Raw genomic sequence first — 25,410 nt, forward strand, 5'->3', positions numbered from 1 at the left:
GGGCCCCAATGGAACAGGCCGAGGAGTACCGGGTGACGACCTTTGACGCTCGAGCGGAACTGAGCGATCTGACCACGACCGCGGAGCGGGTGCGCCGGAGCGTGGAGAACGTGATCGAGGGCAAGCCCGAGGTCGTACGCATCGCACTGACCGTCCTGCTGGCCGAGGGCCACCTGCTCATCGAGGACGTGCCGGGCGTCGGCAAGACCATGCTGTCCAAGGCACTGGCGCGGTCCATCGACTGCTCCGTGCGGCGCATCCAGTTCACGCCCGACCTGCTGCCCTCGGACATCACCGGGGTGAGCGTCTTCGACCAACAGCGGCGGGACTTCGAGTTCAAGCCCGGCGCGATCTTCGCGCAGATCGTGGTCGGCGACGAGATCAACCGCGCCTCGCCGAAGACCCAGTCGGCGCTGCTGGAGTCGATGGAGGAGCGCCAGGTCACCATCGACGGCACCACCTACGAACTGCCCAGCCCCTTCATGGTGATCGCCACCCAGAACCCGGTGGAGATGGAGGGCACCTACCCGCTGCCGGAGGCGCAGCGGGACCGCTTCACCGCCCGGGTCTCGATCGGCTACCCCAGTCCCGAGGCCGAGTTGAAGATGCTCGACGTGCACGGCGGGGTCTCCCCGCTGGACGACCTCCAGCCGGTCGCGGAGGCCCAGGACATCGTGAAGCTGATCGAGGCGGTGCGGCAGGTGCACGTCTCGGAACCGGTGCGCCGCTACGCGGTGGCGCTGGTGGGCGCCACCCGCAGCCACCCGGACCTGCGGCTGGGCGCCTCCCCGCGCGCCACCCTGCACCTGGTGCGGGCCGCCCGCGCCTCCGCGGCGCTGGACGGCCGCGAGTACGTCCTGCCCGACGATGTGCAGTCGCTGGCCGCCGCGGTCCTCGCGCACCGACTGCTGCCGACCGCGCAGGCGCAGCTGAACCGGCGCACGCCGGAGCAGGTGGTGGCGGAGATCGTGCAGCGCGTACCGGTGCCCGACCCGGCCGCGGGCGCGGGCGGGGGCGCCGGCTGGCCGCAGCGGCCGGCCGGGCGGCCCCAGGGCATGCCGGACGCGCGGGGCGTGTGATGGGCACACCCGCAGGGCCGCCCCCGCCGGGCGCCCGCCCGCCCGGCGGCCGTCCGCCCGCGCCGCCGCGCCCGCCGGGCGCGTACCCGGGCCCGTACCCGAGCCCGTACGGCGCCCCGCCCGCACCGCAGGCCCGGCAGCAGCCGCAGCCGGGGCCCCACGCCCAGCCGCCCGGGGCGGGGCCGTACGCCGGGCAGCCGGCGCCGCGGGCGCCGGGCGTTCCGCCGGTCGGCCCCACCTCCGCCGACGAGCGGCCCACCGGCGGCTTCCGCCGGGCGCTGGGCGGGCTGACCACCCGCGGCCGGTCGTTCGTGGCCGCCGGGGTGGCCGCGGCCGCCTGCTCGTACGTCCTGGGCCAGTCCGACCTGCTGCGGGTCGGGCTGCTGCTGGCCGTGCTGCCGCTGGTGTGCGTGGCGGTGCTCTACCGCACCCGCTACCGGGTCGCGGGCAGCCGCCGGCTGGCGCCGTCCCGGGTCCCGGCGATGTCCGAGGCCCGGGTGCACCTGCGGGTGGACAACGTCTCGCGGGTGCCCACCGGGCTGCTGATGCTCCAGGACCGGGTGCCCTACGTGCTCGGGCCGCGGCCGCGGTTCGTGCTGGACCGGGTGGAGCCGGGCGGCCACCGCGAGGTGTCCTACCGGGTCCGCTCCGACCTGCGCGGCCGCTACCCGCTGGGCCCGCTCCAGCTGCGGCTGACCGACCCGTTCGGCATGGTCGAGCTGACCCGGTCCTTCAGCGCCTTCGACACCCTGACCGTGGTGCCCCGGGTGGAGCCGCTGCCGCCGGTGCGGCTGGCCGGCGAGTCCTCCGGCTACGGCGAGAGCCGCACCCGGGCCCTGGCGCTGGCCGGCGACGACGACGTGATCCCGCGCGGCTACCGGCACGGCGACGACCTGCGCCGGGTGCACTGGCGGTCGACCGCGAAGTACGGCGAGCTGATGGTGCGCCGCGAGGAGCAGCCGAACCGGGCGCACTGCACGGTGCTGCTCGACACCCGCCGGGACGCCTACTTCGGCGCCGGACCCGACTCCGCCTTCGAGTGGGCGGTCTCCGGCGCCGCGTCGGTGGCCACCCACATGCTGGAGCGCGGCTTCGCGGTGCGGCTGCTCACCGACACCGGCAGCAGCGTGCCGGGCCCGGAGGGCACGTCCGGCTACGGCGCCGACTCCGGCGACATGGCCGGGCTGCTGCTGGACACCCTCGCGGTGGTCGACCACTCCGACGGCGACTCGCTGGCCGCGGCCTACGACGTGCTGCGGGCCGGCAGCGAGGGCCTGCTCGTGGGCTTCTTCGGCGACCTCTACCAGGAGCAGGCGGCCACCATCGCGCGGATGCGGCAACGGGCCGGCGGCGCGGTGGCGTTCGTGCTGGACAGCGACGACTGGCTGGCCCGCGAGCTGGGGACCCGGCCGGGCCCGGAGCTGTCCGCGGTGCAGCCGGGCGCCGGCGGCGAGCCGGACAGCACCGAGCGCGCGGTGCGGATGCTGCGCGAGGCGGGCTGGAGCGTGGTGGAGGTGCAGCCGGGCGCCTCGCTGCCGGAACTCTGGCAGCACGCGGACCGTTACCGGTCACGCGAGGAGACGACGCGGCAGGCGCGGGCCGGGCAGGCGCCGCGAGGAGCGGGGGCGGCGGGATGAGCGGACGCGCACGGCTCACGGTGTGCGCGGTGGTGGCCTCCATGCTGGCCGCAGCCGCGCTGCTGCCCCTGACCGACAACAGCACCTGGTACGGCAAGGCGCTGCTGCTGGTCCTGCTCCAGTCCGCGGTGGGCGCCGGGTGCCGCCGGGTGCCGCTGGCCCGACCCCTGACGGTGCTGGTGCAGGCCCTGGTGTCGCTGGTGGCGCTCACGGCGATGTTCGCCTCGCAGCAGGCCCTGGGCGGGCTGCTGCCGGGCCCGCAGGCGCTGCAACAGCTCGGCCAGGTGGTCCAGCAGGGCATCACCGACGTCTCGAACTACTCGATCCCCGCGCCGGTCAGCCCCGGTATCCGGCTGCTGCTGGTCGGCGGGGTGACGGTCGTGGCGCTGGTGGTCGACGCGATGGCGGTGACGTACACCAGCGCGGCCCCGGCCGGACTGCCGCTGCTGGCGCTGTACTCCGTCGCCGCCGGCCTGGACAGCGGCAGCGCCGCCTGGCTGTACTTCCTGCTGGCCGCGGCCGGCTACCTCCTGCTGCTGCTCGCCGAGGGCCGGGACCGGATGTCCCGCTGGGGCCGGGTGTTCAGCAGCGGGCCGCCCCCCGGCTCCTTCGGCGGCAGCAGCCCCTTCGCCCAGAGCGGGTCGACCCCGGTGCGCGGCGCCCGCCGGATCGGCGTGCTGGCGCTGGGCATCGCGCTGGTCGCGCCGGCCGCGCTGCCCTCGCTCGGCGGCGGACTGCTGGACACCTCGGGCCACGGCGGCGGCATCGGCCGCGGTGGCGGCTCGGTCAACCTGGTCGCCGCCCTCCAGGACAACCTGAACCAGCCGAGCAACAGCGAGGTGCTCACCTACTCCACCACCGCGAAGCCCGCCTCGGGCATGTACCTGCGGATCGCGGCGCTGGACAAGTTCGACGGCACGCAGTGGGTGCCGTCGAACCTGCCGACCGAGGCCCTGCCGGCCCAACTGCCGCGCCCGCAGGGCATGGCGGCCGACGTGAAGTACACCACCGCCACCACCCGGGTCCGGGTCGACGACAGCTATGTGCAGGACATGCTGCCGCTGCCGTTCCCCGCCACGAGCGTGCAGACCACCGGCGCGTGGAAGTACCAGCCCGAGGGCCGGATGCTCGTCGGCACGCACGGCCAGACCGCGGCCGGCCAGCACTACACCGTCACCAGCATGGAGGTCGACCCGACCGCGCAGCAGCTGGCCCAGGCCCCGAAGGCCACCGGCCGGATCGCCGAGCAGTACGAGCAGGTGCCCGACTCGCTGCCCGCGATCGTCAAGCAGACCGCGCTGCGCGAGACGAAGGGCGCCACCAACGACTACCAGCGGGCCGTCGACCTCCAGAACTACTTCACCTCCGGCCAGTTCGTGTACAACACGCAGGCCAAGGCGGGCACCGGGGTCGACGCGATCGCCCGGTTCCTCCAGACGAAGGAGGGCTTCTGCGTCCACTTCGCCTTCACCATGGCGGCGATGGCCCGCACCCTGCACATCCCGGCCCGGGTCGCGATCGGCTTCACCCCCGGCTCCCCCACCGCCGACGCCGACGGCCTGATGACGGTGGGCCTGAAGGACGCCCACGCCTGGCCGGAGCTGTACTTCGAGGGGATCGGCTGGACCCGGTTCGAGCCGACGCCCTACCGCGGCAGCGCGCCGGACTACACCCAGACCACCACGCCGTCGGGCACCTCCGGCGACCAGGACGTCGCGCCGCACACCTCGGCGCCCGCCACCACCGACACGCCCACCCCGACGCAGAGCTGCGAGCCGGGCACCGCGTCGGACAGCAGCACGTGCGCGCAGCAGGCGCTGCCGGCGAGCAGCGGCTCCGGGGGCGGCTTCGGCGGCGGCCGGGCGGCCCTGGTCGTGCTGGCCGCGCTGCTGGTGCTGCTGCTGCCCACCACGCCGCTGCTATGGCGCTCCCGGCTGCGCAGACGCCGGCTCGGCGGCGGCGGTGACCGGACCGAGGGGCTGGCGCTGGCCGCGTGGCGGGAAGTCGTCGACACCGGCTGGGACTACGGCATCCCGCCGGACGGCTCGGAGACACCCCGGCGGGCGATGGCCCGGCTGGTCCGGGACGGGCGCCTGACGGGTGAGCCGGCCGCGTCGGCCGCCCGGCTCGCCACGGCCGTGGAGCAGACCCTGTACGCCGCCGACCCCCGCCCGGCCACCGGGCTCGCCGGCGATGTCCACCGGGTCCACCAGGGCCTCAAGGCGGGCACGAACCGCCGCGGGCGGCTGCGGGCGGCGGTGCTGCCGCGGTCGGCGGCCCGGATCGGATGGGCGCTGGCCGCCCGCTGGACGGCGTCCACCGGGCGGGCCCGGGCGGCCGGGCAGCGGCTGGCGGCGCCGGTGCGGAACCTGGGCGGGCTGCTGCGCGGGAAGGCGGCGCGCGAGGCGCCGTGACGGCGGGTGGCGGGCCCCGCCGCGGTACGGGGCCCGCCACCGTACCGGGACCGTCGCGGTACGGGACCCGGACCGCGCGGAAGGGCGCGCCCCGGTCGGGGGCGCGCCCTTCGTACGACGAACGGTGTTACTGGCCCTGCTGGTCGCGGCGGCGCTGCCAGCGCTCCTCGATGCGGTCCATGACCTTGCCGCGGCGCTGCTGGCGACGGGCTCCGAAGCGGCGGCCGAAGTGTCCGGGGACCGCGGCGGGCCCGGCCTCAGGGGGCCGGTTGGCGCGGCGCCAGGCGGTGACCGCGAGGACGGCGCACGCCAGCATCACCAGGAACCCGACAACACCGAGCCAGGCCTGCTGCGCGACCATTCCGCCGATGAGCAGCGCGATCCCGCACACGAAGCCGAGCACGGCCAGGTAGACCCTGCGACGGGTGAACGCGCGCACTCCGTTTCCCTCGAGCGCCGACGCGAACTTGGGATCTTCGGCGTACAGCGCGCGCTCCATTTGCTCGAGCATGCGCTGCTCGTGCTCCGAGAGCGGCACGGAGACCTCCTACTCGTCGGTCGCGCGGGGCCGCGACCGGGTCCGACCCTTTCAGGATAGGCGGGAATCCGCTGCGTGAAACCCACCCCACTGCGCCAATCCGACGGGGCACTTCTTCCCCGTCGGACGCCACGTCATGCCAGCATACGGTCAGGAATGACGGCGCGGGCGGGGCTGTGACGGACTCGGCGGCCGGTCCGGCCGGGCCCGTGGCGGGCTCCGCCGCGGGCCCGCGGTGCGCCCGGGGCGAGCGCCGGGCGCACGGTGACCGCCCGGGGCGGGTCAGTCGCGCTCGGCGAGGACGTGGAGCTGGGTGGCGACCGAGTGGAACCCGGGGTCCTCGGCGGCGGCCAGCTCCAGCCGCAGCAGGGCCTCCAGGGCGCCCGGCTCGGTGTCGACCAGCACTCCGGGCACCAGGTCGGCGAAGACCCGCACACCGTGCACGGAGGCCGTGCGCAGGCCCGCCTCGCCGACCAGGCGGGTCAGGCCGTCGGCGGTGAAGCGGCGGGGCAGGGAGTCCGCGGCGCCGTATCGTCCGTCCGGGTCGAGCAGCGCCTGCTGGGCCTCGGCGAAGTGGCCGGCCAGCGCACGGGCGAGGACGGCGCCGCCGCGGCCGGCGGCGAGCAGGCTGAGCGAGCCGGCCGGGCGGAGGGCTGCCACCACGTTGCGCACGCCTTCCGCGGGGTCGTCGACGTACTCCAGCACGCCGTGGCACAGCACCATGTCGTACCCGCCGGGGCGGACCACGCCGAGCAGGCCGTGCACATCGCCCTGGACGGCGGTGACGCGGTCGGTCACCCCGGCCTCGGCGGCCCGGCGCTCCAGCGCGAACAGCGCGTCCGGGCTGGGGTCGACGACCGTGACCCGGTGGCCGAGGCGGGCGACGGGCACGGCGAAGTTGCCGGTGCCGCCGCCGATGTCCAGGACGTCGAGCACCGGGCGGTCCGCGGCCTTGGCCCGCCCCTCCAGGGCGCCCTGGAGCACCTCCCACACCACAGCGGTACGAAGGCTGGCACGGGGGCGGATCGGCTCCGGCCCTCCTGGACTGGACCCTGCACGGGACATGGCGGGCGGCTCTCCTCGCGGTGGTGCCGGCGATGCTGCCGGCGGTGGTGCTGGGGGGGTGGCGGCCACCATGGGCGCGGCCACGTCCCACTCTAGACCCGTACTTCGCGGGTCGTTGATGCGTACGGTGTGGCCGGCCTGGGGGTGTCCTGGGCCGGGCGCGGGCTCAGCGCGCGTAGGTGACGCCGCCGGAGGTGGCCTGTGCGGCGACTTCGAGGACGCCGCCGTCGGGCGTCACGTACAGGGCCCCGGCGGTGAAGTGCCGGCTGGAGTTCTCGGCGGGGAGGGCGGCGACGGGCGTGGCCCGGCCGGTGCGCGGCGCGACGCGGACCACCTGGGGGGCGGCGGGGGTGCCAGTGAGGGCGTAGACCGGGTCGTCCGCCTTCAACGGGGTGGCCAGCGCGATCGCCGGGAGGTGCCACAGCTTCGCGCCGGTGGCCACGTCGAAGCCGTCGATCTCGGGGCCCGCCGCCGTCTGGGCCGGGGTGACCAGCACCTTGCCGATGACGCGGGCGCTGTGGTCGGCGTCGGTGCCGTTGCCGGGGTCGAGTTCGGTGTCGCCCACGGCGAGCTTGCGGCTGCTCCCGGTCGGCTCGATCACCCGGACGCTGTCCTCGCCCGCCGTGTGCTCCCCGGCTATCAGCGGGGAGGCGCTGAAGACGTGCGCCACGTCGGTGTGCGCGTCCTGCTGCCTGCTCCACAGCCGCTTGCCGGTCGCGCCGTCGTAGGCGGCCAGGGTGAACGGCGCCTTGCGGTCGGCGCAGTAGTCGTCCACCAGCACCACCCCGGTGCCGCCCCACACGTAGGCGTTGCAGTAGTAGCCGCGCGGGCTGAAGCCCCACACCCGCCGCCCGGTGCGGATGTCGAGGCCGCCGAGGAAGTTCTCGCTGACGATGGTGGCGACGCCGCCCTGCACATAGGTGTCGGCGGCCGCCGCCGTGGGGTGCTTGGCGTCGGTCAGCGGCACCGTCCACAGCACCTTGCCGGTCCCGGCGTCGATGCCGGCCAGCGTGGTGCAGGTGCTGCCGTCCTTGCCGAAGGCGATGGTGCCCAGGCCGCCGGCGGTGAGGGTGGGCGACATCGCGCAGGGCCGCGTGCCGCCGTGCGCGATCTTCGGCGGCAGCGCCGCGCTCCAGGCCGGTGCGCCGTCGGCCAGCCGGTAGGCCCGCAGGCCGCCGTCGGTGCTGGCGCGGATCAGGAGCTTGCCAGTGACCCAACTGCCGACCAGCGCGTCGTCGGCATCCGGCGCAGGGTGCTGCCAGGCGGTGGCCAGGTGCCGGGACGCGGTGGGGGCGGCGTCCTCCCGGTGCAGCGCGACCGCCGTGCCGCCGCCGACCGCGGCGAGCAGCACGAGGGCGAGCACGACCCGCCGGGTGCGACGCCGGCCGGAGCGCGCCGCGGCCCGGTCCGCCGCCCGGGCGGCGGCCCTGCCGTCGGGCCGCGCCGGGCTCCCCTCCTCCGGCGCCATCTGCGTCGTCATCCCTGGTGCGTCCCTTTCCTTGGCGTGCGGTGAGCCCTCGACGGGCTTGCGGGCTCCTGGTCGGCCCCCGCCGGGCGCTCGGCGTTTCCGGGGCTCCGGAGCCCGTTCGACGGTGCTGCTCGCTCCCGCCCCCGGTCAGCCGCCGCCGAAGGGGTGGCCGAAGTCGTAGCGCGCGGACTCCAGGCGGAATGCGGCCCGGGAGCCGACCGAGGTGTCGATCCGCCAGTCCATCAACTGGGTGCTGCCCGGCCAGTCCTTGCGCTGGTCGTACCAGACCAGGCCGATCACGCCGGCCGCGGCCGCGCCCTGGAACAGGTCGCGCACCTGCGCCTCCTTGCGGGGGCTCTCGGCCACGCCGGTCTCGGTGATGAGCAGCGGCTTATCGGCGAAGGCGGCGATCTGCTTGATGGTCGGCGTGAAGAGGCTGGAGAACGCGGTGCCGTCGATCGGGCCGTAGTAGCCGATCAGCCCCACCCAGTCCACGTAGGCGTCACCCGGGTAGTACGGCTCCAGCTTGGCCGTCGTGCCGCTGTCGACGACGTGCGGGCTCCACACCCAGATGACGTTGCCGACCTTCTGCCGGCGGAAGACGTCGTGGACGTGCCGCCAGGCCGCCGTGAAGTCGGCGGCCGTCGCGTGGCCGGGGCCCCAGGAGTTCCACGGGCCGTTCATCTCGCCGGCGAAGGAGAGCACCAGCGGCCCGCGGTAGGAGGCGATCTGCCCGGCCAGCCGGCGCACGTACCCGTCGTCGCGGCCGGCGGCGATGTCGGCGAGCGAGGTGTCCGACGGCACCAGGGAGAGCATCGGCAACCGGCCGTGCTGCCACAGGAAGGCGTTGCCCTGGGCGTCGAAGTCGTCACCCCAGGAGGCGTAGTACTCGCGCACGTCCGGGGCGCGGCCGGCCTGCGCGGTGAAGGACTGCACGATCCCGTACTGCCAGGGCGACTTGTCGTCCACCACGCCGAGCAGTCGGCCCGCCGAGGCCGTCCGGCCGGCGGCGGTGCCCAGGGCGCCCAGCTCGTTCCGCAGCGCGGAGACGTCGTAGGGGCCCCCGGTCCCGGTGCTCGCCGCCGCCTTCGGGGAGTCGCTGCCGCCGCCCCCGCACGCCGCCGTCAGCAGCAGTACCGCCACGGCGAGGATGGCGGCGGCCGGGCGGCCGAGGCGGCGGATTCTGGCCATGGAGGTCCGATCGGGCAGGTGGAGACGGGTCGTTGGCAGGGCCGGCGACCGGGCGGGGGACGGGGCGACGGCACGTCAGGGTCGAGTCAGGGGTGATGCGGGGCCAGGCGAGCGCTTGGCTGCGCGACCAGGATCTTATGCTCCGAGAAGCCGATCACCATATTTTCATCACACTTTCGTCACAGGTGGCGGGTAAATCGGGGCAAGGGGGCCAACCGGTCGAGTGCTTGCCAGGTACGAACGCTACTTTTCGACTCCCGCAGCAGTGGTGGCACGATCAGGAAAGTCCGAGGCGTTCGGTGACCAGCAGCCTGTCCGAAGTCGTCGAACCCTCACCCGTGTTCGTCGACCGGTCGGGCCGTCGCGGCCGACGGCTGCGCGGTCTGGGCTGGGGGGTCGGCGTCGCCTTCGTCGGCCTCACCCTGGCGATGGTCTCCGGCCTGCTCGGCACCCAGGCTGACGCCCCGCCGTTGCACGTGCCGAGGACGGCGGACACCCTGCCGCCCGGCCAGTACGTCGACGCCCCCCAACCCGCCCCGCCGGGCAAGGCCGACCGCACCGGGGACACCCCCTCCGCCACCACCACCGCCGCGGGCGGCGCCTCCTCGTCCCTCTTCGGCTCGCCGTGACCGCCACCGCCCCGTAACCGCCCGAGGACTCGTCGAACATGTCGCGCCACCAACGCCCCAGCAGGTCGGTGCTGCGCCCGCGCAGACTCGCGGCGCCACCTCTGCGCTTCTTCCTGCCGGTCACGCTGCTGATCACCCTGCTGGCCCTGCTGGTCCTGCGCGGCATGGCGAACAACGAGGTCTTCCACGACGAGAAGGTGGCCGTCTCCGTCGACAAGACCACGGTGCCCAAGAGCGTGCTGGAAGGCGGCCCGGTCGTGGACGCCCGCGGCGCCAAGCAGGACCACCCCGTCAGCTACACCGTCCCGGACAAGACCGTGGTGCTGACCTTCGACGACGGGCCCTCCCCGCAGTGGACGCCGAAGATCCTCGACGTGCTCGCCAAGAAGCACGTCAAGGCGGACTTCTTCGTCACCGGCTCCATGACGACCCGCAACCCCGGGCTGATCCGGCGGATCGTCGCCGGGGGCCACGAGATCGGCGTGCACACCTACACGCACCCCGACCTCGCCCTGCACAACAACATGCGGCTGCACTGGGAGCTGGGCGAGACGCAGCTCGCCCTCGCCGGGGTGGCCGGCATCCACAGCAGCCTCTTCAGGCCGCCGTACTCCTCCACCGCCGACGCCCTCGACGACTGGTCCTGGCCGGTCACCAAGGCGGTGGGCGCGGACGGCTACCTGGTGACCTTCATCGACAAGGACACCGACGACTGGAAGCGCCCCGGCGTCGGCGCGATCGTGCAGGCCGCGATGCCGAAGCTGCCCGGCCAGGGCGAGATGATCCTCATGCACGACGCGGGCGGCAACCGCTCGCAGACGCTGGCCGCGCTGCCGCTGATCATCGACAAGCTCAGGGCGCAGGGCTACACCTTCAAGACCGTCGGCGAGGCGCTGGGCACCGGCTCGGCCAACACCAAGGTCCACGGCTCCACGCTGTGGGCCGGACGGTTCTTCGTGTGGTGCACCTCCTTCTCCGTGTGGGTGATGCCCTGGCTGGTGGCGCTGTTGGCGGTGGTCGGCGTGCTCGTCTTCACCCGGTTCGCGCTGATGTTCGTACTGTCGCTCCTGCACGTGCGCCGCACCAGGAAGCCCGGCTTCCGCTGCGGGCCGCCGGTCACCGAGCCGGTCAGCGTCATCGTGCCCGCCTACAACGAGCAGGAGTGCATCACCAACACCCTGCTCTCGTTGGCGGCGAGCGACCACCCGATCGAGGTGGTCGTCGTCGACGACGGCTCATCCGACGACACCGCGGCGATCGTGGAGGAGTTGGACCTGCCGATGGTCCGGCTGATCCGGCAGCCCAACAGCGGCAAGCCGGCCGCCCTCAACACCGGCGTGGCCGCGGCCTCGCACGACCTGATCGTGATGATGGACGGCGACACCGTCTTCGAGCCGGCGACCGTGCGCGAACTCGTGCAGCCCTTCGGCGACCCGCGGATCGGGGCGGTGGCCGGCAACGCGAAGGTCGGCAACCGCGACACCCTGATCGGCGCCTGGCAGCACATCGAGTACGTGATGGGCTTCAACCTCGACCGCCGCATGTACGACGTCCTCAACTGCATGCCCACCATCCCCGGTGCGGTCGGCGCCTTCCGCCGCGAGGCGCTGGTGCAGGCCGGCGGCATGAGCGACGACACGCTCGCCGAGGACACCGACGTCACGATGGCGCTCCACCGGGCCGGCTGGAGGATCGTCTACGCCGAGAACGCCCGCGCCTGGACCGAGGCCCCGGGCAGCATGAGCCAGCTGTGGTCCCAGCGCTACCGCTGGAGCTACGGCACGATGCAGGCGATGTGGAAGCACCGCCACGCCGTCCTGGAACGCGGCCCCGGCGGGCGCTTCGGGCGCGTCGGGCTGCCATTCGTGGCCCTCTTCATGGTCGTCACGCCGCTGCTCGCGCCGGCCATCGACATCTCCATGATCTACGGCTGCTTCTTCGTGGACCCGTACAAGAGCCTGAGTGCCTGGTTCGCGGTCCTGCTCCTGCAGGGCTTCTGCGCCTGGTGGTCCTTCCGGCTGGACCGCGAGAAAGCCTGGTACCTGATCACGCTGCCGGTGCAGCAGGTGGTCTACCGGGTGCTCATGTACATGGTCCTGCTGCAGTCCTGGATCACCGCCCTGACCGGCGGCCGGCTGCGCTGGCAGAAGCTGCGCCGCACCGGCGAGGTCGGCCTGGACGTCACCACGGGGGAGGCGGTGCGCACATGAGCACCGTGGAACGGGACAACGCGCTGGGCATGCCGGAGCAGCCCGGGCAGCGGGGCACCGCCGGCCGCGGCCGCCACGCGGGCGCGGCGGCGGAGGGCGCCGGGTACGGGTACGGGGGCGCTCCCCAGGGCGCGGAGTACGGGAGTTCGCCGGAAGGCGCCGGGTACGGCGGTGTCCCGGAGGGCGCCGGGTACTGGGGTGCGGCGGACCGGAGCGGGCACGCGGGCGGTGCGGACGGAGGCTTCGGCGGCCCGTACGCCCGCCCGGCCGCCGACCGCGGCTTCATGAGCGCGGCCGAGCGCGACACGCTGGTGACGGACGACACCGAGACCGTCCAACTGCGGACCATCACCGTGCCGGAGGCGTTCGTCCACCGGACCGACCCGCTCCGGACCGACCCGGAGCCGGCCGGCCCCGATGCCGGTCCGACCGCCGGTCCCGGGGCCGCGGACACCGCCCCGGTATCCCGTCCGCGCGGCGGGCGGGACCGCTACCTCGACCTGCTGCGCGCCCTCGCACTCGTCCGGGTCGTGGTGTACCACAACTTCGGCTGGACCTGGCTGCCGCTGGTCTTCCCCTCCATGGGCGTGATGTTCGCCCTGGCGGGCTCGTTGATGGCCCGCTCGCTCAAGCGCCCCGCCTGGAGCGTCATCCGCAGCCGCACCCGCCGCCTGCTGCCGCCGATGTGGATGTTCGGCGCCGTCGTGCTGACCGCCATGGTCCTGGACGGATGGGGGCCGCACACCGACGGGCACCCGCGCTGGTGGTGGGGCGAACTCGCCTTTTGGGTCCTGCCGTTGAGCACCCCGCCGTATGCCGACAGCGTGCACGGCTTCGCCGGCCACCTGCCGCACAGCTGGGCCGAGCAGGTCGTCGTCCCGCTGTGGTATCTGCGCGCGTACCTGTGGTACGTCCTGTTCTCGCCACTGATGCTGAAGGCTGTGCGGCGGCTGCCCTGGGTGACGCTGCTGGTGCCGCTCGCGGGCTCCGCGTTCCTCAACTCCGGCCTGGTGGACCAGTCCGGCCGGATCATGGAGACCGCCACCGACTTCACCACATTCGGCGCCTGCTGGCTGCTGGGCATGGCTCACCAGGAGGGCCTGCTGCGGAAGATCCCGCAGTACGTGGTGCCGTCGATCGCCCCGCTGGTGCTGGTGGCCGGCTTCTGGCTGCTCCAGCGGGCACCGGTCGACAACCCCCGCGTCGGCCCCGACCTGGAGGCGGTGCCACTGGCCCAGGCGGTCTGGTCGTTCGGCTGCGTGATGCTGCTGCTGCACCTCAGCCCGTCGTGGGAGCACTGGCCCAGACCGCTGGAACGCTTCAACGGCGTGATCACGCTGCTCAACTCCCGTGCGGTCTCGGTGTACCTGTGGCACTGCGTGGCCCTGGTGATGACCGAACCGATCATCGACCAGCTCTGGAACGACCCGTATGCGTACGCCCACCTGCGCTGGCTGCTCACCAGCCAGTGGCTCCCCCTGCTGGTCGCCATCCCCCTGATCGTGCTGGCCCTGCTGCTCTTCGGCTGGGTGGAGGACGCGGCCGCCAAACGCCGCCCCCGCCTCTTCCCCTATCCCCGCCGGGTCAAGGGCCGCCGCCGCGCCTGAGCAGGCCCTCGGCCGGCCGAGAGGGCCCGCCGGCGCCGTACAGGGCGGGACGCTGATGGCCGGAGCACTCACAGGAGGGCTTGCGTCGGTGAGGCCTTCAGGTTGTCCGAGGGCATGACACCGTAAGCGGCCCTGTACGAGGTGGCGAACCGCCCGGTGTGGAAGAAACCCCATCTGGTCGCGATCGCAGTGACGGTGGTCCCGTCGGCGGCGTCGGCAGCCAGAAGTTCGCGGTGCGCCCGTTCGAGCCTGATCCGCCGCATGTACTGGTGCGGGGTCTCGTCGAACGCGCGACGAAAACCCAGTTCGAGGGCGCGTACGGTAAGACCGAGGTGGCGTGCCAGCTCGCCGACGTTGAACACCGCGCTCTCCTCGTCCTCGATCAGTCGCACGGCTGACCGCACCGCCTTGCTGGGAGCTGCCCGGTAGGACGGCTTGGCGGGAGCGCTGAGGTCGTGCTCCAACCCGAGCAGCACAGCGCTCAGGGCGTGTTCGGACAGCTGCTGCAGCAGTCCGTGGGGAACGGCGGCCACGTCGTCGTACCGTCCGAAGGTCTCGGCGAGCAGTCTGGCGGCGCTGTGGACGACGTATCCCCGCTCCAGCGGCAGCACCTGGTGCACGAACCGCGGCGGCCGGCCGGTGGTCCGGTCGCCCGTCAGGGCTCGTGCCGCGCGGGCGAGCGAGGAGGTCGTCACGCGCAGCATGAGGGCGTCGCAGTCGGCGCTCCACTCGGTGACGGAGCGCCCGTCCGGCGCGATCACGACGACTGACTCGCCGGCCGGCGCGTCGGCGGCCTCGCCTCCTCGCCAGACGCGCATGCGCCCGGACAGCGGTATCGCGATCCCGAGGTGCCGGGAGTCGGTCGGCCGGTCGACGACTACGTCGGCGCCGTAGCTCATCCGCCCGATCCCGACGGAGCCGGTGTCGGCATAGAAGGCGCTGGCGGCGACATCCTCGTGGTCGCCGGGGCGGACACGCAGTCGGCCTGGGGCCATGAACCGGCGGGTCTCCACCTCCGCGACCGCGAGGTCGTGTGTCTCGTAGCGCTTGTAGGCGGCAAGCGAGCGCAGCACGGAGTCATCGGTGCGCGGCTGGTGGGTGACGTCGGCGAAGGCGGTCATGCGGCTCTCCGAATGTCGATGCGTGGTCCTCCACGAACCTGGCCGGAGCGGCGGGCGTGCGTCCCGCGTCGACCTGCCGTTCCCGCCCGGCTCCGTCACTGCGACCTGGGTCGTGGAGCGCTGCTCGACCTGCGGCTTGACCTCGATGAACGCGTCTCACAGCCCGTGCGGACTTCAGCCGTTGTCCGTCCGATATCGCCCCTTCCCCGGGCCGGCGGTGGACCGGTCCGGCCGGGCAGCGCTCGTCGGAGGTGCCTCTTGCGGCGATCGAGTCTAGGAGCGCTCGCGCCGGGGCGCCATCCACTGAGCGAAGCGGCGGGGTCCGGTAGGCGAAGCCGCCGCGCCGGCCGGCCCGCCCGGCGGCGGCTTCGCGCACCGGTGCCGGACCCTTCGCCTGGTGGCTCGTGGACGCGTTTGCCCGTGCCTAGAGTTCCCCGTCGTGTCACGCTCCCGGCCCGGCGTTCGACGGGCCGGGGGCCGTTTCCGAGCGAGAGGACCGGCCGATGACCGCCGAGCAGCGTGTTGTCACCCCGTCAGGCGCCGATGAGCGGCTTCTCCGACTGCTGAAAGAGGCCACGATAGAGGTCATTCCGCTGAAGGGCGCCCAGGAGCAGATCCTCGCGACGGCGCAGGACGCCACCGTCGCGGTCACCTGCTCCCCGAAGTTCGGACTGGCTCGGACGCTGGAGCACTGCGCGGTCGCGGCGCACTCGGGACGGCGGGTCGTCCCCCACCTCGCGGCCCGGATGGTGGCAGACCGCCCGGCGCTGCGGGACTTCGTGCGGCGCGTCGCGGACCTGGGCGTGACCGATCTCTACGTCGTCGGCGGCGACGCCACGGTTCCCGTCGGCCGGTACGCCGATGCCGCCGGACTACTGGACGACCTGACGTCGATGGAGCACCCGTTCACGCGGATCGGCATCGGCTGCTATCCCGAGGGCCATCCGGGCATCGACGACGACAGGCTGTGGGAGGCGCTGCTGCGCAAGCAGGGCGCTGCCACGTACCTGGTCAGTCAGATGTGCTTCGACGCCGCAGCGCTCGCCTCATGGCTGGCGCAGGCACGGGCGCGGGGGGTGACGCTGCCGGTGCGTGTCGGTATCGCCGGACCGTTGAAGCTCGCCAAGCTCACCGAGTTGTCGCTGCGTATCGGGGTCGGCCAGTCGCTGCGCTTCCTGGCCAAGCAGCACGGCCTGGTCGGCAACGTTCTCACGGGGCGGGCCTACGACCCCGCTCCCCTGGTGCGGGCGGTGCTCGCCACGGAGCCGGAGGGGGGCGGCGACATCGAGGGACTGCACGTCTTCACCTTCAACCAGGTGCCCGTCTTCCAGACCTGGCTCAACGCGTGCGGCGGAGCCGCGGCATGAGCGAGATCGTGCTCACGCTCTGCTGCCCGGACCGTCCGGGGATCGTTCAGGCGGTCTCGGCCTTCGTGACCGGTCACGGCCTCGACATCGTCGAGAGCCACCAGTTCGGCGACCGGGAGGCCGGCCGCTTCGCCATGCGCGTCGCCGCGACGGGCCTGGTGGAGGGGGTGCCCGACGTAGCAGCCCTGCGGGCGGAGTTCGAGCCCGTCGCTCGTGCTCTCGGCATGGACTGGCGCCTGGTCGACGCCCGGCACCGGCCCCGAGTGCTGATCATGGTCAGCAGGGTCGGGCACTGCCTCAACGACCTTCTCCACCGGGTGCGCACCGGCCAACTGCGCGCCGAACTGGTCGCGGTCGTGTCCAACCACCCCGACTGCCGGGATCTCGCGGAGTCGGCGGGCGTCCCCTTCGTGCATCTTCCGGTCGACGCCGGGTCCAAGGCCGGCGCCGAGGACAAGCTGCTGCGGCTCGTCGAGGAGGAGCGGGTGGAGCTGGTGGTTCTCGCCCGCTACATGCAGATCCTCTCCCCGGCGCTGTGCGACCGGCTCCAGGGCCGGGTGATCAACATCCACCACTCGCTGCTCCCCAGCTTCAAGGGCGCCCGGCCCTACCAGCAGGCATACGACCGAGGCGTCAAGCTGGTGGGCGCGACCGCCCACTACGCCACCTCGGACCTCGACGAGGGCCCGATCATCGCGCAGGAGGTGCAGCGGGTGGACCACGCGATGAGCGCGGCGGCGGTCGCTGAGCTCGGCCGCGACACCGAATGCCTCGCACTGGCGCGGGCGGTGCGCTACCACCTTGAGAACCGGGTGCTGGTCCAAGGCCGCAGGACAGTCGTCTTGACGTGACTCCCACCCCGCTTGCACGGGCGGCCCGGCGAGGGCTGCCGCGGTCCCGGTCCTCCGTCCTTCGTCCGGACGCCCGGACGCCCGGACAACATGCGAAACCGCATCGTCCGATACCCGCAAGCGGCATTCGCACGGGGCGTCCGGGGCGCAAGCATCGATATGAGCGGCAATTCCCCTTCCTTCGTACCTCATACGAAAGGTCCGGCCCATGACCGAACGCACTGACGGCCAGTCCCTCCAAGAACTGATCGACCGCCACCCCGACCTCGTCGGATATTTCTACAACGAGAGCCCCGGGCTCAACACCCGTTCACAGTCCGGCCGGTTCCCCGTTCCCGCCGAGTTCTCGAACTGGCGTGACGAGCAGCTCGCATGGCGCGAGTCCGCGGTGATTTTCAACCAGACCCATCATATGCCCGAGTTGTACGTGACCGGCCCTGACGCGCGCCGCCTGTTGAACTGGATCGGGGTGAACAGCTTCGGAAACCTCGCCCCGGGGGTGGCCAAGCAATTCGTCGGCTGCACCCCCGAGGGCTACCTGATCGGCGACTGCGTCCTCTATCCGCACGGTGACGACAGCTACGAGCTCGTCAGCAGCATGCCCCTGCTGAACTGGATCGAATACCAGGCCAGCACCGGCGACTGGAACGTCGACCTGACCAGGGACGGCAACACCGCGGAGAACGGGTCCGCGGGCCGGGTCCGGTTCCGGTACCAGCTCGACGGGCCGCACGCCAGGTCGATCTTCGAGAAGGCCGTCGGCGGGCCCATTCCCGACCCGGGACTCTTCCGTACCTTCACGGCCCGCATCGCGGGTGTCGAAGTACTCGTGCTCCGCCACGGAATGGCCGGGCGTCACAAGGCGTACGAGATCAGTGGCGCGTATGCCGACGAATCCGCCGTCCACGAGGCGTTGCTGCGGGCCGGCGCGGAGTTCGGCCTGGTACAGGGCGGCATGAAGGCGTACTACAGCGCCATCCAGGAATCGGGGTGGATCGCAGGCCCGGTGCCGGCCGTCTATACCGGCCAGGCTCTGCGCGAATACCGCGAATGGCTGCCCGCGGACGGATGGGAGGGGCGGTGGCAGTTGGCCGGCAGCTTCCGCAGCGACCTCATCGAGGACTACTACACGACCCCGTTCGAACTCGGCTACGGCAAGCTCGTCTCATTCGACCACGACTTCATCGGCAGGCAGGCGCTTGAGCGCATGTCCAGGAGCGAAGCACGCCGCCGGGTCACGCTCATCTGGAACCGCGACGACGTTCTGGCCGCCATGGGTTCCCTGCTGGAGGACGGGACACCGGCGAAGTTCATCGAGTTCCCGCTGGCTGACTACGCCACGCTGGGACAGCGCGACCAGGTGCTGGTCAACGGGGAGATGGTCGGGCTCTCGACCTTCTGCGGGTACTCGGCCAACGAGCGTCGCATGCTCTCCCTGGCCATGCTCGACCCCGCGCACGCCGAGCCGGGTACCGAGGTCGTCGTGCTGTGGGGTGAGGCCGACGGCGGTTCCCGCAAGCCCCGGGTGGAGCGGCACCGGCAGGTGCAGCTGCGGGCGACCGTCGCCCCGGCTCCCTTCGCCTACTCCCCGCAGTCCACCGGCAGCGCGGGCTCGTCGAGGCGATGACGTGGCCGCCCGAGTCATCGACGGCAATGCGATCGCCGGTCGGGTGCGAGAGGAACTGGCCGCACGCGTGCGCCGCCTGCGGGAACGCTCCGGCGTGGTGCCCGGGCTCGCGGTCCTGCTGGCCGGCGACGACCCCGCGTCGCACGTGTACGTCCGCAACAAGCAGCGGGCATGTGCACAGGTGGGCATCGCCTCGTTCCGGTACGACCTGCCGGCCACCGTCACCACGGCGGAGCTGGTGGACACGATCCACGCGCTCAACGGCCGCGATGACGTCCACGGCGTCCTCGTCCAGCTTCCGCTGCCCCCGCAGGTGGGGATGCGGCAGGTGCTGGAGAGCATCGAGGTCGCCAAGGACGTGGACGGCTTCCATCTCTACAACGTCGGCGGCCTTGTGGTGGGCGAGCCGGTCTTCCCACCCTGCACTCCGTACGGGGTGCTCGAACTGCTCGCCCACGAGGGCATCGGGATCGCGGGCCGGAACGTGGTCGTCGTCGGCGCCAGCAACATCGTGGGCAAGCCTCTCGGCCTGATGATGATGCACGGCGACGCCACCGTGTCGATCTGCCACGCCAAGACCCGCGACCTCGCGCAGTTCACCCGCCTGGCGGAGATCCTCGTCGTCGCCGCGGGTGTGCCCGGCCTCGTCACGGCGGAGATGGTGCAGACCGGCGCGGTCGTCATCGACGTCGGCATCAACCGGGTCCCCGGCAGCAGCCGCGTCGTCGGCGACGTCGATTTCGACGGGGTCCGGCAGAAGGCGTCGTACATCACGCCGGTTCCCGGTGGCGTCGGCCCCATGACGGTGACAATGCTGCTGAAGAACACCGTCACCTCCGCGGAACGGAGCTGCTTGCGGTCGGGGGCGCTCAAGGTGCCCCGGTGGGCGTGACCGGCGTACGACGTCGCGTGCGGGGCCTTCCGGCGGCGCTTTCGATGTCCCTGGAATACCTGCGCCGCCTGCAACGCCCCACTGGCCGCCGGGTCGGACACCCCCTCGCCGCCGCGTCCTGGTGCGCGGTGGCGAGGGGCACCGCGTCAGAGCCCGAACAGCCTCTCGGCGTTGAGATGGGTCATCTTCTCCCTCTCCTCCTCACCGACCGGCAGCTTCTCGATGAAGGCGCGTGTTCCGTCCAGCGCCAGATACGGGTAGTCGACGGACCAGATGATCCGGTCGGCGCCCACCACCTTGCGCACGAACTCGAAGTGCGGCAGGCCCCAGATGCCGCTGGGGGTGACCCAGACATGTCTCCGGTAGATCTCGGTGATGGTGTCCGGCAAGCCGGTCCGTTTCGGCGGGAGCGTATCGTCGAGGCGTTGCAGGGAGAACGGAACCATCTCCCCCCAGTGCCCGCTGATGACCTGGAGGTCCGGGTGCCGCTGGAACGCTCCGGAGAGAATCAGACGCAGGACGTGCACGCCGGCCTCGTTGTGCCACCCCCACGCGCCGAGCGAGAGCCACGAGCTGACGATGGGGGAGAAACCGCCGTAGTAGGCGTCCTGCACCCGCGGCAGCGGGTGGTAGGGGTGGACATAGAGGGGCACCCGCAGATCACTGAGTTTCTGGAGCACCGGCGCGTACCGCAGGTCGTCCAGGAACGTGTCCCCCGGGCGGCCCGCGATGAGTACCCCTTTCAGGCCCAGTTCGCCGACGCACCTTTCCAGTTCGGCGGTTGCCGCCCGCGGGTCCTGCCACGGCAGGACCGCGAATCCGCTCAGCCGGTCCGGGTATGCCTTGACCGCGCCGGCGAGCCGGTCGTTGGCAGCCCGTGTGAGGGCCACGGCCTGCTCGGCGGGAGCGAGTTGCGCCGGCGTGGTGCAGGAGATCACCTGCATCTGGATGCCGTGCTCGTCCATGGCCCTGATCCGGCCCTCGCCGAGATCCACGGCCAGCTCTTCGGCTTCCCGCACCGAGACGACCGTCGGACGCCCGCTGCCCCGCGGCCAGGGTGCCTCCGCGCCCCACTGGGCGCCCATGTAGGGCGCTTCCCGCAGCAGAGCGGGCGCGACGGCCTTCGCCATCTCCCGGTCGACCGTGTGTTCTTCGACACAGATGATCTTCATGCCCCTGATGGTCCCGCCGGTCGGCCTGTCCCGTCCAAGACCTTCCGCGGCCCTTGCCATACCCTCAAGGCATCGGTGCAGGACTGGGAGTGCGTGTGAGGGACCTGGACCTGCGCAAGGTGCGCTACTTCGTCGCCGTCGCCGACCACGGGTCCTTTGTCCGCGCCGCGGAGGCCCTGCACATCGCGCAACCAGTCCTCTCCCGCCAGATCCGTTCGCTGGAAAAGGACTTGGATGCCACGCTGTTCCACCGGGACGCCAAGGGGACGCGGCTCACCTCGGTCGGCGAGGCCCTGCTGGAGGAAGCACTCGGTCTGCTCGCGGCGGCGGAAGCCGCCCGGCGCCGCGTTCGCGACGTGGCCACCGGCCTGCGCAGATTCACGGTCGGGTTCACTCCCGGTGTGTCCATCGCCCCTGCCGTCCGCGCGTTCTCCGCCCGCCACGCCGACGTCTCCGTGGAGGTGCTCCGCATGGACTTCCTCCAGCGGGCCGAGTCCGTCAGGAGCGGCCAGGTCGACGTCGGTTACCTGCGTGTCCCTTTCCGCGCTCACGGCCTGTCGGTCGAGCCGCTGTTCTCCGAGCCGCGGGTGGTCGAACTTCCGGCCGACCACCGGCTCGCACAGCGCGAGACGGTCCACATCACCGAGGTGGCAGCCGAACGCCTGCTCCTCGACGACGTGCCCGAACGGCATGGCGGCATCCCGGTGCCCGCGGACGAACGCGTGGCACAGCCGGTGCCCGCCGCGCGGAGCATCGAGGAGTTGCTTGAGCATGTCGCCGCGGGACGCGGTGTCATCGTCGTACCGCTCTCGACGGCCCTGTACTTCGCTCGCCCCGACATCACCCATGTCCTCGTCGACGACATCCCCCCGTCCCGGGTCTGCCTTGCCTGGAGGAGTTCCCGGCGTGACGCACTGGTCGGGGAGTACGTCGACATCGGCCGCCGGACGGCGAGCCCCGCCGGGGCACCTGCGACGTGAGCTGCCCTTAGAGCGTGCCGCCAGCCGCGGGCCGGAGCAGCAGCATGCGCTCCACCAGGCGCAGGAACATCCCGGCCGAGCGCAGCAGGTCGTCCGCCTCCCGCGGGCCGGCCGCGCCGGCTATGCCCGCCTCGGCGCGCGCCCTGCGCTCGGCGCCGGCCGCGAACAGGGCGCTCCACTCGGCCAGTTCGGGCGCGACCTCGGGCAGCACCTCCCACGCGCTGCGGATGCGGGCGCGCTTGCGGGGATGGAGCTCGGGGCGGCCGCGGACGGCGAGCACCGCGGCGGCGGTGCGCAGCGCGGCCAGGTGCGCCGTCGCGTACCGCTCGTGGGGGGCGTCGAGCCGGGCGGCCTCCTCCAGTCCGAGATGGGCCTGGGTGAGCAGGTCGAGTGCGGCGGGCGACGCGGCGGCGCGGCGCAGCACGGGGTGGATGTCGGCGGGCGCTCCGGCGCGGGCGGGGGCGCCGGCGCCCTCGCGCCGCGCGGGCCCGGACGGTGTCAGTGGGCCTGACGGTACGGACGGCATGGGCTGCATCGCGGGTACGGCCATGGCGAGCCTCCTTCTCTCCGTAGCTGCCTGCTGCTTCCTCCTGCTTCCCGATCGGTTCCCATCATCGGCGCCACCACTGACAATCGGCTCTGACCTGCACGGACGTGCCGCGCTACGCGCGTATCCCGGGTCCGGTGGGCCCCGCCGGGTGGAAGAACCGCGGTCGCGGTGCGGGCAGAATCGGGGCCATGACCTCCTCCGCACGACGCCAGGCAACCCGGCAGAGGCTCTTCGAGGCCGCCGTCACCCTCATCGCCGAGCAGGGTTTCTCCGCCACCACGGTCGACGAGATCGCCGAGCGGGCCGGCGTCGCGAAGGGGACCGTCTACTACAACTTCGCCAGCAAGAACGTGCTGTTCGAGGAGTTGCTGCGGCACGGCGTCGGGCTGCTCACGGTGTCCCTGCGGCGCGCCGCCGGTGAGACGGCTTCGCGCGGCGGCACCCGGGTCGACGCGCTCAACGCGATGATCCGGTCCGGTCTGGCCTTCATCGTCCGCTACCCGTCCTTCACCCAGCTCTACGTCGCCGAGCTGTGGCGGACCAACCGAACCTGGCAGGACACCCTGATGACGGTGCGCCAGGAAGCGGTCGCCGTCGTCGAGCAGGTGCTCGGCGAGGCGGTGCAGCGCGGTGAGGTCAGCGACGAGATCGACGTGCCCCTGACCGCGTCCGCGCTCTTCGGCATGGTGCTCGTCGCCGCCCTGGACTGGCAGGCGTTCCAGCCCGAGCGGAGTCTCGACGACGTCCACGCGACGCTCTCGCAGCTGCTCCAGGGGCGGGTGGGCGGCGCCGCGGCGCACCGAACCACTCGGTGATCCGCGGGCCAACCCCCGTTGCGGGTCTGGGGGCGCGGGACCGTTTCCGCCGCCCCGTGTCGGCGGCCCCGGCCGCGCCCCTCCCGCGACCCCTACTCTTCCCGCTGCGCTCGGCCGGGCCATCCGTACAGGTACTCATCCCTCTACCTAGGTACCCCCACGTACCTGCCCCGCCCCGCCGCCCCGGGACCACCTGCCGGTGGGGGCTGGTCGCGCAGTTCCCCGCGCCCCTGGGTTGCTTCTGGCCTTCCGTCCTCCTCCCGCCTCTCGCCGTTGCAGTGTGCGTGGGTGGGTTGCGTGCGGCGCCGTCGTGGCTGGTCGCGCAGTTCCCCGCGCCCCTGGACCACCTCGGGGCTTCCGCACGGAGGAGCCGCAGTGACCCAGGGGCGCGGGGAACTGCGCGCGCAACCGGCCACCGGCGGGGGGCCGGGAACGGGCGCAACCGCAGCGGCGAGGCGGGGGAGGTGGACGGGAGGCCCGAGGGGTACCCAGGGGCGCGGGGAACGGCGCGGGCGGCCGTCCACCGGGGGGTGGTCCCGGGGCCGACGGGGCGGGGGCGCCCGGGGGGAGAAGCGGGCCCACGGAGTGGATACGCTCGCGGGATGGGACGGATTGCGGTGGTGGGCGCGGGGATGGCCGCGATGGCGGTGGCGGCGCGGCTGGGTGCGGCCGGGCACGAGGTCGTGGTGTACGAGCGCGGGGAGACGTACGGCGGCGCGGTGGGGGCGCTGCGGCGGGAGGGCTTCGCGTTCGACACGGGCCCGGGCGTGCTGGTGCTGCCCGCGGTGTACCGCGACCTGTTCGTGAAGACGGGCCGGGAGCCGCTGGAGGAGTGCGTCGAGCTGGTGCAGACCGACCCCGCGGCGCGGCACGTGTTCGCCGACGGCACGGACGTGGCGCTGCCGAACGCCTCCCGCTCGGGCGTGATCGAGGCGCTGGACGCGGCGTTCGGCGCGGGCAGCGGTGAGCGCTGGAGCGACGTGCTGGTCCGGGCCCGCGAGGTGTGGGAGGGCGTGCGGCGGCCGCTGCTGGAGGAGCCGGTCGCGGACCCGGGGCCGCTGGCGAAGGACCCGTACCCGGGGCGCAGGAGGGGCCTGTTGCGGCGGTCGCCGTCCCTGGCGGACGTGGCGGCACGGGAGTTGGGCGGCGACGGGCGGGCGGCGGCGCTGCTGGAGTGGTACGCCCTGGGGTACGGGCTGGACCCGCGGACGGCGCCGGCCGCGGCGGCGGTGCTGCCGTACCTGGAGCAGTCGTTCGGCGTCTGGTACGTCCGCGGCGGGCTGCGCGCGCTGGCGGACGCGCTGTACGCGCGGTGCCGCGCCCGCAGGGTGGAGTTCCGCTTCGGCCGCGAGGTGGCGGGCGTGGAGGTGCGCGGCGGAGTGGTGTGCGGGCTGCGCTTCGCGGACGGCGAGGTGGCCGACGCGGACGTGGTGGCCGCCTCGGTGCCGGTGCCGTACCTGCCGCAGGAGAGCCTGCCGCAGGCCGCGGCGCCGCTGACGGGGGCGCGGGGCGAGCCGGGGCGCTGCACGGTGCACGTGGCGCTGCGGGGCTCGCGTCCGGCCGGTACGGCGCACCGTACGGTCGTGCACGCCGCGGACCGGGGAGCGGCGCTGGAGTGGGTGTTCGGGCGGCGCCGGGCCGGGGCGCCGCCGGTGGACGCGCTGACGGTCGCGGTGCTGCGGCCCGACGACCCGGCACTGCGCCCGGACGACGGGCACGAGGCGGTCACCGTGACGGCGACGGTGCCGCGGCACAGCTCCGGCGGGGGCGCCGGAGTGGACTGGTCGGAAGGCGGGTTCGCGGACGCGTTCGCCGATCGGCTGCTCCAGGTCGCGGAGCGGGCCGTACCGGGCCTGCGGGAGCGGGAGTTGTGGCGGGAGGTCCGCACCCCGCTGGACGTGGAGCGGGCGACGGGCACGGCGGGCGGCAGCGTGCCGGTCCCCTCGCTGCCCGGCGCGGGCGGCACCCTGCTGCGCCCGCCGAACCGGACGCCGGTGAAGGGGCTGTACTTCCTGGGGGGTTGGGCGCACCCGGGCGGCGGGCTGCCGCACGCGGGCATGTCCGCCGCGATCGTGGCCGACCTGGTCGCCGGGGGCCCGGGCGGCAGCCGCTGACGTCCGCGGACCCGGGTGCAAGATCGTTAATCGCCCGGCCGCGGAATTCAACCCATCGGGCGGAAAAGGGCGTTGGCGGCTCA

The 25,410-nt window shown here is 73.2% G+C and carries 20 protein-coding genes; 13 read left to right on the forward strand and 7 right to left on the reverse strand.

Annotated features, from left to right (window positions below; translation table 11 throughout):
• Positions 1-32 precede the first annotated feature (32 nt).
• From AC3EVP_RS24790 to AC3EVP_RS24800, 3 genes are read left to right on the forward strand one after another with little or no spacing between them, the layout of a single operon-like run.
• Entirely contained in the window at positions 33-1,079 is a 1,047-nt protein-coding gene (locus AC3EVP_RS24790; RefSeq protein ID WP_335973847.1) for an AAA family ATPase, read from the forward strand.
• Entirely contained in the window at positions 1,079-2,716 is a 1,638-nt protein-coding gene (locus tag AC3EVP_RS24795; protein WP_435133160.1) for a DUF58 domain-containing protein, read from the forward strand. Before AC3EVP_RS24790 ends, AC3EVP_RS24795 begins: the two co-directional genes overlap by 1 nt.
• Positions 2,713-5,130: a transglutaminase TgpA family protein gene (locus AC3EVP_RS24800; protein ID WP_435133163.1), complete on the forward strand. Its 2,418-nt coding sequence runs from the start codon at positions 2,713-2,715 to the stop codon at positions 5,128-5,130. Before AC3EVP_RS24795 ends, AC3EVP_RS24800 begins: the two co-directional genes overlap by 4 nt.
• A 127-nt stretch (positions 5,131-5,257) precedes the next feature.
• On the opposite strand, the gene AC3EVP_RS24805 is transcribed toward AC3EVP_RS24800, so the two are convergent.
• The 4 genes from AC3EVP_RS24805 to AC3EVP_RS24820 form a co-directional block, all read right to left on the reverse strand.
• The gene (locus AC3EVP_RS24805; protein WP_335973853.1) at positions 5,258-5,668 is read right to left on the reverse strand and encodes a DUF3040 domain-containing protein; all 411 of its coding nucleotides are present in this window, start codon (positions 5,666-5,668) and stop codon (positions 5,258-5,260) included.
• A 282-nt stretch (positions 5,669-5,950) separates the two neighbouring features.
• Positions 5,951-6,733, reverse strand: coding sequence for a methyltransferase (locus AC3EVP_RS24810; protein WP_435133166.1), 783 nt, complete (start codon positions 6,731-6,733; stop codon positions 5,951-5,953).
• Between the two features lie 166 nt (positions 6,734-6,899).
• Positions 6,900-8,213, reverse strand: a complete 1,314-nt coding sequence (locus AC3EVP_RS24815; protein WP_435133169.1) for an outer membrane protein assembly factor BamB family protein — start codon at positions 8,211-8,213, stop codon at positions 6,900-6,902.
• Between the two features lie 135 nt (positions 8,214-8,348).
• Positions 8,349-9,392 carry a glycoside hydrolase family 26 protein gene (locus AC3EVP_RS24820; protein WP_435133171.1) on the reverse strand — a complete coding sequence of 348 codons (1,044 nt, stop codon included), beginning with the start codon at positions 9,390-9,392 and terminating at the stop codon, positions 8,349-8,351.
• A 299-nt stretch (positions 9,393-9,691) separates the two neighbouring features.
• Between AC3EVP_RS24820 and AC3EVP_RS24825 the strand changes: the two genes are divergently transcribed.
• From AC3EVP_RS24825 to AC3EVP_RS24835, 3 genes are read left to right on the forward strand one after another with little or no spacing between them, the layout of a single operon-like run.
• Positions 9,692-10,021 (forward strand): hypothetical protein, encoded by a 330-nt coding sequence (locus AC3EVP_RS24825; protein ID WP_335973866.1) that lies wholly within the window; start codon positions 9,692-9,694, stop codon positions 10,019-10,021.
• A 38-nt stretch (positions 10,022-10,059) separates the two neighbouring features.
• Positions 10,060-12,231 carry a bifunctional polysaccharide deacetylase/glycosyltransferase family 2 protein gene (locus AC3EVP_RS24830; RefSeq protein ID WP_435133173.1) on the forward strand — a complete coding sequence of 724 codons (2,172 nt, stop codon included), beginning with the start codon at positions 10,060-10,062 and terminating at the stop codon, positions 12,229-12,231.
• Positions 12,228-13,838 carry an acyltransferase family protein gene (locus AC3EVP_RS24835; protein WP_435133175.1) on the forward strand — a complete coding sequence of 537 codons (1,611 nt, stop codon included), beginning with the start codon at positions 12,228-12,230 and terminating at the stop codon, positions 13,836-13,838. Before AC3EVP_RS24830 ends, AC3EVP_RS24835 begins: the two co-directional genes overlap by 4 nt.
• 68 nt (positions 13,839-13,906) lie before the next feature.
• On the opposite strand, the gene AC3EVP_RS24840 is transcribed toward AC3EVP_RS24835, so the two are convergent.
• The gene (locus tag AC3EVP_RS24840) at positions 13,907-14,959 is read right to left on the reverse strand and encodes an AraC family transcriptional regulator (protein WP_435133177.1); all 1,053 of its coding nucleotides are present in this window, start codon (positions 14,957-14,959) and stop codon (positions 13,907-13,909) included.
• A gap of 503 nt (positions 14,960-15,462) precedes the next feature.
• Here AC3EVP_RS24840 and AC3EVP_RS24845 point away from each other — a divergent pair.
• The 4 genes from AC3EVP_RS24845 (at position 15,463) to folD (ending at position 19,696) form a co-directional block, all read left to right on the forward strand.
• A complete protein-coding gene (locus AC3EVP_RS24845) occupies positions 15,463-16,326 on the forward strand; it encodes a methylenetetrahydrofolate reductase (protein ID WP_435133179.1) in 864 nt (287 codons plus the stop codon).
• Positions 16,323-17,177: a formyltetrahydrofolate deformylase gene (gene purU, locus AC3EVP_RS24850; protein WP_435133182.1), complete on the forward strand. Its 855-nt coding sequence runs from the start codon at positions 16,323-16,325 to the stop codon at positions 17,175-17,177. The genes AC3EVP_RS24845 and purU overlap by 4 nt, the downstream gene beginning before the upstream one ends.
• Before the next feature lie 208 nt (positions 17,178-17,385).
• A complete protein-coding gene (locus AC3EVP_RS24855; protein ID WP_435133185.1) occupies positions 17,386-18,804 on the forward strand; it encodes an aminomethyl transferase family protein in 1,419 nt (472 codons plus the stop codon).
• Between the two features lies 1 nt (position 18,805).
• On the forward strand, positions 18,806-19,696 hold the full coding sequence (gene folD / locus AC3EVP_RS24860; RefSeq protein WP_435133188.1) for a bifunctional methylenetetrahydrofolate dehydrogenase/methenyltetrahydrofolate cyclohydrolase FolD: 891 nt from the start codon (positions 18,806-18,808) through the stop codon (positions 19,694-19,696).
• 146 nt (positions 19,697-19,842) lie between these two features.
• On the opposite strand, the gene AC3EVP_RS24865 is transcribed toward folD, so the two are convergent.
• On the reverse strand, positions 19,843-20,868 hold the full coding sequence (locus tag AC3EVP_RS24865) for an amidohydrolase family protein (RefSeq protein WP_435133190.1): 1,026 nt from the start codon (positions 20,866-20,868) through the stop codon (positions 19,843-19,845).
• 95 nt (positions 20,869-20,963) lie between these two features.
• On the opposite strand from AC3EVP_RS24865, the gene AC3EVP_RS24870 reads away from it, so the two are divergent.
• Positions 20,964-21,848 carry a LysR family transcriptional regulator gene (locus AC3EVP_RS24870; RefSeq protein ID WP_335973882.1) on the forward strand — a complete coding sequence of 295 codons (885 nt, stop codon included), beginning with the start codon at positions 20,964-20,966 and terminating at the stop codon, positions 21,846-21,848.
• 7 nt (positions 21,849-21,855) lie between these two features.
• Here the strand turns inward: AC3EVP_RS24870 and AC3EVP_RS24875 are convergent, their stop codons facing one another.
• Complete coding sequence (locus tag AC3EVP_RS24875; protein ID WP_435133287.1) at positions 21,856-22,374, reverse strand: SAV_6107 family HEPN domain-containing protein; 519 nt, start codon at positions 22,372-22,374, stop codon at positions 21,856-21,858.
• Positions 22,375-22,586: 212 nt separating this feature from the next.
• On the opposite strand from AC3EVP_RS24875, the gene AC3EVP_RS24880 reads away from it, so the two are divergent.
• Together AC3EVP_RS24880 and AC3EVP_RS24885 are read left to right on the forward strand one after the other, a co-directional pair.
• Complete coding sequence (locus tag AC3EVP_RS24880; RefSeq protein WP_335973887.1) at positions 22,587-23,213, forward strand: TetR/AcrR family transcriptional regulator; 627 nt, start codon at positions 22,587-22,589, stop codon at positions 23,211-23,213.
• Positions 23,214-23,815: 602 nt separating this feature from the next.
• On the forward strand, positions 23,816-25,327 hold the full coding sequence (locus AC3EVP_RS24885; protein ID WP_435133194.1) for a phytoene desaturase family protein: 1,512 nt from the start codon (positions 23,816-23,818) through the stop codon (positions 25,325-25,327).
• Positions 25,328-25,410: the final 83 nt, after the last annotated feature.

It is taken from the genome of Actinacidiphila sp. bgisy144 (assembly GCF_057708105.1).